Below are 11,308 nucleotides of genomic sequence, written 5' to 3'. Positions count from 1 at the left end.
CCACCCTTTCACTACTCAATTAGTGAAAGGGTGGTTGTACGAGTGGTCGAGTACCGCATCGACCGGCGCTCCGGCGTCGCCACCTACGTCCAGATCGTCCAGCAGACCAAGCAGGCACTCCGGCTCGGCCACCTGCGCCCGGGAGACAAGCTGCCCACCGCGCGCGAGGTGGTCGAGGCCACGGCCATCAACCCCAACACAGTCCTCAAGGCCTACCGGGAGCTGGAGCGGGAGGGCCTGGTCGAGGCCCGGCGCGGCCTGGGCACGTTCGTGAAACGCGCCCTGGGCACCGCCCCGACCGAGTCCCCGCTGCACGGGGAGCTGGACGACTGGGCCGTCCGGGCCAGGGAGTCCGGCCTGGACCGGGACGACGTGGCCGCACTCTTCACCGCCGTACTGGAGAAGCACTTCCCCGTACCGGAGAAGCACTTCACCGTGCACGAGAAGCACTTCCAAGGAGAGAGTTCATGACCGACACCGCGATAGCGGCCACCGCGCTCGGCAAGCGGTTCGGCCGGCGCGGGGGCTGGGCGCTGCGCGACTGCGGCTTCCGGCTGCCGGCCGGCCGCGTGTGTGCCGTCGTAGGCCCCAACGGGGCGGGCAAGTCCACGCTTCTCGCCCTCGCCGCCAGTCTGCTGGGCCCGACCGAGGGCGAGCTGACCGTCCTCGGCACCACCCCGGCCGAGGCGCGCAGCCGGGTCGGTTACGTCGCCCAGGACAAGCCGCTGTATCCGCAGCTCACGGTCGGCGAGACGCTCCAAATGGGCGCCGACCTCAACCCGGAGCGCTGGGACGCGGCCGCCGCCGAGCACGTCGTGGCCGGCGGCGACCTGGACCCGAAGTCCCGGGTCCGCGCCCTCTCCGGCGGCCAGCGCACCCGGGTCGCGCTCGCCCTCGCACTCGGCAAGCGGCCCGAACTGCTGCTCCTGGACGAGCCGATGGCCGACCTCGACCCGCTGGCCCGGCACGAACTGATGGGCCTGCTCATGGTGGAGGCCGCCCAGCACGGCACCACCATCGCGATGTCCTCGCACGTGGTCGCCGAACTGGAGGACTCCTGCGACCATCTGCTGCTGATCGGCGGCGGCCAGGTCCGGCTGGCCGGCGAGATCGACGACCTGCTGGCCGCCCACACCCGGGTCGACGCCACCGCCGACGCCGACCTCGCCCCGCACACCGTGGTGGAGTCCCGGACCACCGGCCGCCAGCTCAGCGCCGTGATCCGCCCGGCGGGCCCGCTGCCCGCCGACTGGCGCACCGGCTCCCCGTCCCTGGAGGAGCTGGTCCTCGCCCATCTCCGCAACCCCGAGGCCCCGGCCCTGACCGCAGTGGAGGCGGCCGTATGACCACCCTGACCGCACCCGCGCCGGCCACCCGGCCCCACCTCACCCGCTGGCTGCTGCGCCTGCACCGCCCCGCGCTGTACGTCTGGACGGGCCTGGTGCTCGCCGCCGCCGTCCTGCTCCTCCTCCTGCACGGCCCCATGACCGACGCCGCGGCCGACGCCTGGCGCCAGTACAAGGGCTGCCCGGAGTGGCCGAAGCGGTGCTCGTACGACCAGAACGCGATCCTGCGCTACAAGGACTGGTACAACTACGCCACCCTGGCCCTGGCCGCGGTGCCCCTCCTGGCGGCCGCCTGGGCGGGCGGCGCGTTCGGCAAGGAACTGGAGTCCGGCACCGCCCGGCTGGCCTGGACCCAGTCCAGCACCCCCGTACGCTGGCTGACCGTCCGGCTCGCGGTACCGGCCGCCGCGGTCGCCGCCGGGACCGGACTGCTGGTCTGGCTGCACCATCTGGCGTGGGCCGCGGGCAACGGCCGTATCGACACCGCCAAGCAGTGGTACGACGTCTGGACCTTCCACACCAACGGCCCCACCCTCGTCGCCCTGGCCCTGTGCGGCCTGGCGGCGGGCGCGCTGACGGGCCTGCTGTCCCGCCGCACCCTGCCCGCCCTGGGCCTCGGCCTGCTCCTCACCGGTGCGATCTGGACCGTCGCCCAGCTGGTCATGCCCCGCCTGTGGCCGACGAGGACCAGCTCCGGAGAGGCCTTCTTCGCCCTCCCCAACAGCTCCTGGACCGTGTGGGAGAGCAAGAACGGCGCAGTGCCCTCCGGCGACTACCACCCGGCCTCGCACTACTGGCCGCTCCAGCTGACCACCACCGCCCTGCTCCTCGCCGTGACGGCGCTGCTGACCCTGGGCTGCTTCCTGGCGCTACGCCGCCTGACCGGAAAGACGACCGCCTGACGACCGCCCTGGCGGGCGCCGCGCCGGCCGGGATCGCCCTGCGCCGCACCCTGCCCGGGCCGGTCTCGGCCGCCGCCGTGACCCTGGTGACCAGGCTGTATCCGCGCGCGGCCCGGCGGCCGCTGCGCGGCTTCCGGGCCGTCCACCTCACGGCCACCGCCATGGTGCTCGCCGTTGCCGCGGCGGCCGTCGTCGGCGCGTTCTGCCTCTTGCGCCACCGGGCCCGCTGAGGGACCGTCGGACCCGTGCGTCCCCCCGGTCGGCGGAGGGGCGTACGGGATCCGTGGGAAGGTCGTACAGGAACGTCGCTTTCGTGATCCCGGAGGGCGCCGCAACCTGATCTTCGACGTCCGCGAGCCTCCCGCAGCTATCCCATACGCCATGTCTTCGTAACCATTGGTTCAGGCTGGCTTGCGACGCTCAACCAATGCAGCCCGCCGCGCCAGAGCCTTCGCCGCCCCCGCAGGGGTTCGCGGGAAACGGGGTCGTTCGGCTCCCACCCGCACGCTCCGACGCGCCTGTCACGCCCCGGGCGCGGAAGAATGGGGTCATGAGTCAGCAGAACGCCCAGGCAGCCGAGGTTCAGCACGCCCAGCCCTCCGTGGGCTCCATCGCCGCGCACCGCCCGCACACCGTGGCCGCCGCGGTCTCCGACCTCGAACCCGACATCGATGCCGACCTCGACGCGTACGAGGAGTCACCGTACGACGGGCCCCAACTGCCCCAGGGCCGCTTCCTCGACCGGGAGCGCAGCTGGCTCGCGTTCAACGAGCGGGTGCTCGAACTCGCCGAGGACCCGAACACGCCGCTGCTGGAGCGGGCGAACTTCCTGGCGATCTTCGCGAGCAACCTGGACGAGTTCTTCATGGTCCGGGTGGCAGGGCTGAAGCGCCGGATAGCGACGGGCGTGGCCACCCGGTCCGCCTCCGGGCTGCAGCCCCGCGAGGTGCTGGAGATGATCTGGGCCCGCTCCCGTGAGCTGATGGCCCGGCACGCCGCCTGCTACCACGAGGACATCGCCCCCGGGCTCGCGGAGGAGGGCATCCACCTGGTCCGCTGGGCCGAGCTGACCGAGAAGGAGCAGGCGCGGCTCTTCACGCTCTTCCGGCACCAGATCTTCCCGGTCCTGACCCCGCTGGCGGTCGACCCGGCGCACCCCTTCCCGTACATCTCCGGCCTCTCCCTGAACCTGGCCGTGGTGGTACGCAACCCGGTCAGCGGCCACAAGCACTTCGCCCGGGTCAAGGTGCCGCCGTCGCTGTCCCGCTTCCTGGAGAGCAGCCCGGGCCGGTACGTCCCCATCGAGGACGTCATCGGCGCCCACCTGGAGGAGCTGTTCCCGGGCATGGAGGTCGTGGAGCACCACGCCTTCCGCCTCACCCGGAACGAGGACCTGGAGGTCGAGGAGGACGACGCCGAGAACCTTCTCCAGGCCCTGGAGAAGGAACTCATGCGGCGCCGCTTCGGGCCGCCGGTGCGCCTGGAGGTCGAGGAGTCCATCGACCGCGAGGTCCTCGACCTGCTGGTCCGCGAGCTGAAGGTCTCCGAGGCCGAGGTCTACCCGCTGCCCGGCCCGCTCGACCTGACCGGCCTGTTCCGCATCCACGGTCTGGACCGGCCGGAACTGAAGTACCGCAAGTTCATCGCGGGCACCCACCGCGATCTCGCCGAGGTCGAGTCGGCGTCCGCGCCCGACATTTTCGCGGCCCTGCGCGAGCGGGACGTCCTGCTGCACCACCCGTACGACAGCTTCTCCACCTCCGTGCAGGCCTTCATCGAGCAGGCCGCCGAGGACCCGGACGTCCTCGCCATCAAGCAGACCCTGTACCGGACCTCCGGCGACTCCCCGATCGTCAACGCGCTCGTCGACGCCGCCGAGGCGGGCAAGCAGGTCCTCGTCCTGGTCGAGATCAAGGCCCGCTTCGACGAGCACGCCAACATCAAGTGGGCCAAGCGCCTGGAAGAGGCCGGCTGCCACGTCGTCTACGGCCTGGTGGGCCTGAAGACGCACTGCAAGCTGTCCCTGGTGGTCCGCCAGGAGGGCGAGACGCTCCGCCGCTACAGCCATGTCGGCACCGGCAACTACCACCCGAAGACGGCACGGCTCTACGAGGACCTCGGCCTGCTCACCGCCGACACCCAGGTCGGCGCGGACCTGTCCGACCTGTTCAACCGGCTCTCCGGCTACTCGCGCCGGGAGACCTACCGCCGCCTGCTGGTGGCGCCCAAGTCACTGCGCGACGGACTGATCGCGCGGATCAACAAGGAAGTACAGCACCACCGGGCCGGCCGTCCCGCGTTCATCCGCATCAAGGTCAACTCGATGGTCGACGAGGCGATCATCGACGCCCTGTACCGCGCGTCCATGGCGGGCGTACCGGTCGACATCTGGGTCCGCGGCATCTGCGCGATCCGGCCGGGCGTCACGGGCCTGTCGGAGAACGTCCGGGTCCGCTCGATCCTCGGCCGCTTCCTGGAACACTCCCGGGTCTTCGCCTTCGGTAACGGCGGCGAGCCCGAGGTGTGGATAGGCAGCGCCGACATGATGCACCGCAACCTCGACCGCCGGATAGAGGCCTTGGTCCGGGTCACCGACCCGGCCCACCGGGCCGCGCTCACCCGGCTCTTCGAAACCGGTATGTCCGACTCCACCTCCTCCTGGCACCTGAGTGCGGACGGCGAGTGGACCCGGCACGCGACCGACGCGGACGGACAGCCCCTGCGCAACATCCAGGAGATGCTCATAGACGCCCGGAGGCGCCGGCGTGGCACAGCAACACCTTGAACCGACGGACCCGACGGCCCGGGTGGTGACCGGGGACGCCCTCGCGGGCTACCTGCGCGCCCAGGCCACCGAGTTCCTCCGCGCGCTGCGCCTGCACCGGGAGACCGGGACGGCGAGCGCGGCGGAGGGGTCCGTCGACGCCGCCCGCGCGCTGCGCCGCTCGGCCCGGCGCATCAGCGGCAGCCTGCACACCTTCCGGCCCCTGCTCGAGGCCGACTGGTCGGAGGAGATCCGCCCCGAACTCGCCTGGCTGTCGGGCACGTTGGGACTTGAGCACGCCTACGAGGCACGACTGGAGCGCCTGTTGCTGGCACTCCACCGGCTCTCCGGCTCGACGACCCTGCCGAGCCAGGCCACTTCGGAGACCGCGGTCGAGCGCGGCAACCTCACCGTCGGCGCCGCCAAGGCGGGCGCCCTGCTCGACCGCCAGCTCACCCTCGCCCGCACCAGGGCCCACTCCACGGCCCTCCAGGCGCTCGGCTCCTCCCGCTTCCACGCGGTCGCCGACAAGGTCGCGGTACTGGCTAGCGAGGTCCCGCTCACCCCCGCGGCGCCCTCGGCCGACCTGCGCCCGCTCGCCTCGGCGGCCGAGGAACGCCTCACCGACGCCATCGCGGCCCTCCCGCTGGTCACCGCCGGCCACCCCTACAACGCGGAGGCCCTGGTCCACGGCCTGTCCCCGGACCCGGCCCCGCACCCCCAGGACGGCCCCTGGCACCAGGTCCGCCTCCTCCTGCGCCTGCACCGCTACGCCCGCGAGGTGCTGTGCGGCGAGGGCGCACCCGTGGACGTACGGCTGTTCTCGGCGGGCCAGGCCCTGAACCGGCACCGCGACGCCTCCGAAGCGGCCGCGGCCGCCGCGGCCGCGGCCCGCACCCCGCGCATCGCGCCGGCGACCGCCTACGCCCTCGGCGTCCTCCACGCCGACCAGCGGCACGAGGTGGAGGCGGCCCGGTTCGCGTTCCAGCAGGCGTGGCAGAAGCAGCGGCTGGAGGCGGTGTGAACGACACCCCGGTCCTGGCGGCCGGCTGCGTCCTGTGGCGCCGCTCACCGGTGGACGGCGACCTGGAGGTCTGCCTCGTCCACCGCCCCAAGTACGACGACTGGTCCCACCCGAAGGGCAAGCTCAAGCGCGGCGAGGACGCGGTCACGGGCGCCCTGCGCGAGGTCGCGGAGGAGACCGGCTACACAGCACACGTCGGCAGCGAACTCTCCACGGCCCTCTACTACGCCAACGACCGCCCCAAGCAGGTCCGTTACTGGGCGGGAGAAGCAGGAGAGGGCCACTTCACCCCGAACCACGAGGTGGACAGGATCCTGTGGCTCCGCCCACCGGAGGCCCGGCAACGGCTCACACAGCCAAGAGACGCCGAGCTGGTGGACGAACTGCTGGCCTCGCTTCACAACGCCCCGTAGGGCAAAAAACCTAGGGGCGCGGGGCTGTACTCGACATGCGGCTACCGCCGCGCGGGCGCGACCAGCCCCCACTGGCCGGCGGCCGCCGCACCACCTCAGCAACCCCCAGCCACATGCCCCGCCCCATCCGTACGCGCAAGGCTCCGAGCCCTGCGCGCCGGCCCTCGCCACCCACACGTACACCGCGCGTAACAGAACGGCCCGTGCTCGACCAGCCTCGTATGGTGCTCCTGCCCGTACACACCGCACCCGGAACCGTCTTTCTGCGCCACCCTGACAACGTTACCCACGCTCGGTAAACGGCCGGTATGCGTGACGGCCCCACCCACCCCTCGTTAAGCGGAACGACAGGGGGCCCGTGACGGACGTACCGGCTGGGGGTAGGCAGGCGATGGATCGGCGGCAGCACAGGCGCGCTGGAAAGACGGCCGTCACCGTAGGGCTCGTGGTCGGCCTCGGCGCGTGCGCAACCGGCTGCGGCGGGGCCGCCGCCGAAGGGGCCGGCGGCGGCCCCGGCGACACCACGGTCGCCGTCCTGAAGCATGCGGCGGACACGCTGCGCGCCGCCGCCACCTCCAGGGCGACGACGTCGATGGAGATGGCGACCGGCGGCACCCGGGTCACCATCCGTGGCAAGGGCCGCTACGACTACCGCAACCAGCTCGGTGAACTCACGGTCGTGCTCCCGCAGGACCCCGCCGGCACCCCCGAGCACCGTCCGATCACCGAACTCCTCGCCCCGGGCGCGCTGTTCATGAAGAACAGGGGCGCCGGGGTGCCCGCCGACAAATGGGTCCGCGTGGAGACCGCGAGCCTCTCCGACGGCAACCTGGTCACCGGCGGCGCGACCGACCCGTTCGCCGCGGCCGAGCTGCTCCTCGGCACCCGCACCGCGACCTACCTGGGAAAGACCGAGGTCGCCGGGGTCGAGGTCCGGCACTACCGGGGCACCGCCGACCTCGCGGCCGCCGCCCGCGCCGCCTCCGCCGGCAACCGGCCTGCCCTCGCCGCCGCGGCGAAAGGGTTCGCCACGGCCGAGGTTCCGTTCGACGCGTACCTCGACGACCAGGGCCGTATCCGCAAACTGCGGCAGCGGTTCAGCTTCGTCAACGACAGCAGCAAGGGCACGGTCGCGGTCGCCTCGACGACCCTGCTGTACGACTTCGGCACTCCGGTGGACGTAAAGTTGCCGCGTTCCCGGGACATCTACGCGGGCCGGATCGCCGAAAACCAGCCAGCGCACTAGTCCGGGATCGGCTCTGTACAACCTGTGAACTAGCCCGTCCGTGCCATGCGCGTTGTGTAGACCGCTCCCTACTCTAGGAAGTCGGTGACGGCAGAGAAGAGGTGATGCACGTGGCTCCGGTCGGCGGTACGGCAGTTCAGGACCACGTGGCCCTCGCCGAGATCGAGCTGTGCGGAGAACTGATCATCGCGGCGTCGGCCGCCGAGGAACGACTCAGCCTGGAGAGCATCGACGAGGTGCTGCGCGTGGCCGAGGAGCGCGAGGACGGCTGACTTCGGCCAGGTCCGCAGGTCAGACCCGCGGATCAGGCCGGCGGATCGGGCCGGCGGGTTCGGGTCCGCCCGTTCAGGTCCGCAGCAGCCGGGCGATGGCCTGGGTGGCCTCTTCCACCTTCGCGTCGATCTCCGCACCACCCTTGACCGCAGCGTCGGCGACGCAGTGCCGCAGGTGTTCCTCAAGGAGTTGCAGGGCGAACGACTGCAGGGCCTTGGTGGAGGCGGAGACCTGGGTGAGTATGTCGATGCAGTAGGTGTCCTCGTCGACCATGCGCTGCAGGCCACGGATCTGGCCCTCGATCCGGCGCAGCCGTTTGAGGTGTTCGTCCTTCTGCTTGTGGTAACCGTGCGTGGTCGCCGGAGCCCCGTTCCCGGAGGGCTTGGTGGCGCCGGCCTCGGTGGTCGTCATCGCGTCCTCCGCATTGCCGATACATATACCCCTGGTGGGTATATGGTAACGAACTTTGCTGGGTATAGGGCCCTCGGGACGCCCCCGTACTGATCACCTTGCCCGATGGGCGACACTGGAGGACGGCCCATTAGCCGTGGCCGGATGATGCGCCTAGCATCAGCCTGACCGAAACCCATGCATACCGAGGACCCCAAGTGCGCTTTCGTCTGACCCCCAGGGAGACGAGCTTCTATGACATGTTCGCCGCGTCCGCGGACAACATCGTCACGGGCTCGAAACTCCTGATGGAACTGCTCGGGGCGGACGCGTCTGCCCGGGCCGAGATCGCGGAGCGTATGCGGGCAGCGGAACACGCGGGTGACGACGCCACGCACGCGATCTTCCACCAGCTGAACTCCTCGTTCATCACGCCCTTCGACCGCGAGGACATCTACAACCTCGCGTCCTCCCTCGACGACATCATGGACTTCATGGAGGAAGCCGTCGACCTGGTCGTCCTCTACAACGTCGAGGAGCTGCCGAAGGGCGTCGAGCAGCAGATCGAGGTGCTGGCGCGGGCCGCCGACCTGACCGCCGAGGCAATGCCCAACCTGCGCACGATGGAGAACCTCACCGAGTACTGGATCGAGGTCAACCGCCTGGAGAACCAGGCCGACCAGATCCACCGCAAGCTTCTCGCCCACCTCTTCAACGGCAAGTACGACGCGATCGAGGTGCTGAAGCTCAAGCAGATCGTGGACGTCCTGGAAGAGGCTGCGGACGCGTTCGAGCACGTGGCGAACACGGTGGAGACCATCGCCGTCAAGGAGTCCTGAGGCGTCGATGGACACCTTTGCGCTCGTCGTGACCATCCTGGTCGCGCTCTTCTTCACGTACACGAACGGCTTCCACGACTCGGCGAACGCGATCGCGACGTCCGTGTCGACGCGTGCGCTCACCCCGCGGGCGGCTCTCGCCATGGCCGCGGTGATGAACATGGCCGGCGCGTTCTTCGGCACCGGGGTCGCCAAGACCGTCAGCGAGGGCCTGATCGAGACGCCCGAGGGCTCCAGGGGCATGGGCATCCTCTTCGCCGCGCTGGTCGGCGCGATCGTCTGGAACCTCGTCACCTGGTACTTCGGCCTGCCCTCTTCCTCCTCCCACGCTCTGTTCGGCGGTCTGGTGGGCGCCGCCCTGGCGGGCGGCACGGAGGTCCTCTGGAACGGCGTCGTCGACAAGGTCATCATCCCGATGTTCCTGTCGCCGGTCGTCGGCCTGATCCTCGGCTACCTGGTCATGACGGCCATCATGTGGATCTTCCGCCGCGCCAACCCGCACAAGGCCAAGCGCGGCTTCCGTATCGCCCAGACCGTCTCCGCGGCCGGTATGGCCCTCGGCCACGGTCTCCAGGACGCCCAGAAGACGATGGGCGTCGTCGTCATGGCACTGGTGATTTCCGGCCATGAGACGTACGGCGACGCGATCCCGGTCTGGGTCAAGATCGCCTGCGCCGCCATGCTCTCCCTCGGCACCTACGCCGGCGGCTGGCGCATCATGCGCACGCTGGGCCGCAAGATCATCGAGCTGGACCCCCCGCAGGGCTTCGCGGCCGAGGCGACGGGGGCCTCGATCATGTTCACCACGGCGTACCTCTTCAAGGCGCCGGTCTCCACGACCCACGTCATCACCTCGGCGATCATGGGCGTCGGCGCGACGAAGCGCGTGAACGCGGTCCGCTGGGGCGTGGCCAAGAACATCGTCCTGGGCTGGTTCATCACGATGCCGGCTGCGGCCCTGGTGGCAGCGGCGGCGTTCGGCCTCGTGGACCTGGCATTCCTCTAGCGGCCGCGCCCACCACCACCGTCTTCACCCTCCGTCCTCGTCATTCGGTGTGATCATGCCGACGGGAAGTCGTACGTCCTGTGCGGCTCCGGAACGGGACCGGTGAGGCTTCGGTGGGTCTGAGGACAGGGACGATTCATGTCATGGCCGGCAACGGCCTCGGGGACTTCGTGGCGGCGGCGATGGCGCGGCGGCCGGACGCGGCAAAGCGGGTGTCGACCGTCGTGCTCGTCGGCGACGAGGGCCGGGCCGTGCGCGAGCCGGCCGGCGGCGCGGAGGGTGTCGTACGCCTCACCCCCGCTCTGCTCGGCGCGCTCCCGCAGGACCTGGACTGGGTCCGGGCGGCGTACGCGGCGCCCGTCGAGCTGGTGCTGGTGGATCAGGAGCTGCCGACCTCGGCCGTCCTCGACGTGCTGGCCGTGCTCCGGCGGGAGCTCGGCGACCCCGTCGTCGAGGTGGTGTCCGTCGGCGGACCGTTCCGGTGTTCCTGCGGGTCGGGGGTGCGGTTGCTGCCGCCCGGCCCCGCCGGGGACGCCGTACAGGCGCTGCTCGCGCCGCTGGGGCACTTCACCGTCTGTCTGGTGGGGTCCGGGTCGGCCGACGACCACTGGGCGTTCGTGTCCGCGCTGACCTCGGCCGAGGGGACGAAGGTCGGCGCGGACGTGGCCCGGGAGTTCGCCACGAGTGTCGTGCACGACTGCTCGGACGCCCTGGCACTGGTCTGCGCGGGGGCGCTGGGCTTCGAGGGGGACGTGGCGACCTTTCCCGACGGGGAGATCACGCGGGTGGACCGGAGCACGGCCTCGGTGGTCCGGTTCGCGGCCGCGGACGATCCCCTCGCCCTGGTGCCGCACGACTGCGTCGAACGGCCGGCGCCCGGGCGGCCGTACCCGGGCGACCCCGGCGGCCGGCCGGACGCGGTGACCTGGCGGCGGCTGGCGCAGACCATGGGGCTGACCGGCCCGCGGGCGGTCGAACAGGCTGTGGACAAGCTGCGGGAGTCGGGAGCGGAACCGGTCGCCTTCCCCGTCCACAGGGTGTGAACACAAACCCGCCGCCCCACACGCAGACGGGCCCGCCCCTGGGAACCAGGGGCGGGCCCTTT

General features: G+C 71.1%; 13 protein-coding genes. 12 read left to right on the top strand and 1 reads right to left on the bottom strand.

The window, feature by feature from the left end; all coding sequences use genetic code 11:
* Window positions 1–42 precede the first annotated feature (42 nt).
* The 9 genes from ACWGJB_RS30465 (at window position 43) to ACWGJB_RS30425 (ending at window position 7,967) form a co-directional block, all read left to right on the top strand.
* Complete coding sequence (locus tag ACWGJB_RS30465; RefSeq protein ID WP_453383265.1) at window positions 43–471, top strand: GntR family transcriptional regulator; 429 nt, start codon at window positions 43–45, stop codon at window positions 469–471.
* Entirely contained in the window at window positions 468–1,346 is an 879-nt protein-coding gene (locus ACWGJB_RS30460) for an ABC transporter ATP-binding protein (RefSeq protein ID WP_453383264.1), read from the top strand. The genes ACWGJB_RS30465 and ACWGJB_RS30460 overlap by 4 nt, the downstream gene beginning before the upstream one ends.
* Window positions 1,343–2,248, top strand: a complete 906-nt coding sequence (locus ACWGJB_RS30455; RefSeq protein ID WP_453383263.1) for an ABC transporter permease — start codon at window positions 1,343–1,345, stop codon at window positions 2,246–2,248. Before ACWGJB_RS30460 ends, ACWGJB_RS30455 begins: the two co-directional genes overlap by 4 nt.
* An 86-nt stretch (window positions 2,249–2,334) precedes the next feature.
* Window positions 2,335–2,478, top strand: coding sequence for a hypothetical protein (locus ACWGJB_RS30450; protein ID WP_453383262.1), 144 nt, complete (start codon window positions 2,335–2,337; stop codon window positions 2,476–2,478).
* Window positions 2,479–2,675: 197 nt separating this feature from the next.
* Window positions 2,676–5,033: an RNA degradosome polyphosphate kinase gene (locus ACWGJB_RS30445; protein WP_453383261.1), complete on the top strand. Its 2,358-nt coding sequence runs from the start codon at window positions 2,676–2,678 to the stop codon at window positions 5,031–5,033.
* Window positions 5,014–6,036, top strand: coding sequence for a CHAD domain-containing protein (locus ACWGJB_RS30440; protein WP_453383260.1), 1,023 nt, complete (start codon window positions 5,014–5,016; stop codon window positions 6,034–6,036). The genes ACWGJB_RS30445 and ACWGJB_RS30440 overlap by 20 nt, the downstream gene beginning before the upstream one ends.
* The gene (locus tag ACWGJB_RS30435) at window positions 6,033–6,449 is read left to right on the top strand and encodes an NUDIX hydrolase (protein WP_453383259.1); all 417 of its coding nucleotides are present in this window, start codon (window positions 6,033–6,035) and stop codon (window positions 6,447–6,449) included. Before ACWGJB_RS30440 ends, ACWGJB_RS30435 begins: the two co-directional genes overlap by 4 nt.
* Window positions 6,450–6,840: 391 nt before the next feature.
* Window positions 6,841–7,695 (top strand): hypothetical protein, encoded by an 855-nt coding sequence (locus ACWGJB_RS30430; RefSeq protein WP_453383258.1) that lies wholly within the window; start codon window positions 6,841–6,843, stop codon window positions 7,693–7,695.
* A gap of 104 nt (window positions 7,696–7,799) precedes the next feature.
* A complete protein-coding gene (locus ACWGJB_RS30425; protein ID WP_351747093.1) occupies window positions 7,800–7,967 on the top strand; it encodes a hypothetical protein in 168 nt (55 codons plus the stop codon).
* Window positions 7,968–8,040: 73 nt separating this feature from the next.
* Here ACWGJB_RS30425 and ACWGJB_RS30420 read toward each other — a convergent pair whose 3' ends face one another.
* Entirely contained in the window at window positions 8,041–8,379 is a 339-nt protein-coding gene (locus ACWGJB_RS30420) for a metal-sensitive transcriptional regulator (RefSeq protein WP_351747096.1), read from the bottom strand.
* A 197-nt stretch (window positions 8,380–8,576) separates the two neighbouring features.
* Between ACWGJB_RS30420 and ACWGJB_RS30415 the strand changes: the two genes are divergently transcribed.
* From ACWGJB_RS30415 to ACWGJB_RS30405, 3 genes are all read left to right on the top strand, one after another.
* Window positions 8,577–9,197, top strand: a complete 621-nt coding sequence (locus tag ACWGJB_RS30415; protein WP_450762058.1) for a DUF47 domain-containing protein — start codon at window positions 8,577–8,579, stop codon at window positions 9,195–9,197.
* A 7-nt stretch (window positions 9,198–9,204) separates the two neighbouring features.
* Window positions 9,205–10,203, top strand: coding sequence for an anion permease (locus tag ACWGJB_RS30410; protein WP_453383257.1), 999 nt, complete (start codon window positions 9,205–9,207; stop codon window positions 10,201–10,203).
* 143 nt (window positions 10,204–10,346) lie between these two features.
* Window positions 10,347–11,246: a hypothetical protein gene (locus ACWGJB_RS30405; RefSeq protein ID WP_453383256.1), complete on the top strand. Its 900-nt coding sequence runs from the start codon at window positions 10,347–10,349 to the stop codon at window positions 11,244–11,246.
* Window positions 11,247–11,308 lie beyond the last annotated feature (62 nt).

Source organism: Streptomyces sp. NPDC054813 (genome assembly GCF_053611365.1).
Note: the sequence above shows the minus strand (reverse complement) of the source record. Positions and strands in the feature narration are given on the sequence as shown.

Bases quoted from the DNA above. Each gene is read 5' to 3' on its own strand.
- ACWGJB_RS30420 (WP_351747096.1), bottom strand. From the start codon at position 8,379: ATGACGACCACCGAGGCCGGCGCCACCAAGCCCTCCGGGAACGGGGCT.
- ACWGJB_RS30430 (WP_453383258.1), top strand. From the start codon at position 6,841: ATGGATCGGCGGCAGCACAGGCGCGCTGGAAAGACGGCCGTCACCGTA.
- ACWGJB_RS30445 (WP_453383261.1), top strand. From the start codon at position 2,676: ATGCAGCCCGCCGCGCCAGAGCCTTCGCCGCCCCCGCAGGGGTTCGCG.
- ACWGJB_RS30425 (WP_351747093.1), top strand. From the start codon at position 7,800: ATGCACGTGGCTCCGGTCGGCGGTACGGCAGTTCAGGACCACGTGGCC.
- ACWGJB_RS30405 (WP_453383256.1), top strand. From the start codon at position 10,347: ATGGCCGGCAACGGCCTCGGGGACTTCGTGGCGGCGGCGATGGCGCGG.
- ACWGJB_RS30460 (WP_453383264.1), top strand. From the start codon at position 468: ATGACCGACACCGCGATAGCGGCCACCGCGCTCGGCAAGCGGTTCGGC.
- ACWGJB_RS30410 (WP_453383257.1), top strand. From the start codon at position 9,205: ATGGACACCTTTGCGCTCGTCGTGACCATCCTGGTCGCGCTCTTCTTC.
- ACWGJB_RS30455 (WP_453383263.1), top strand. From the start codon at position 1,343: ATGACCACCCTGACCGCACCCGCGCCGGCCACCCGGCCCCACCTCACC.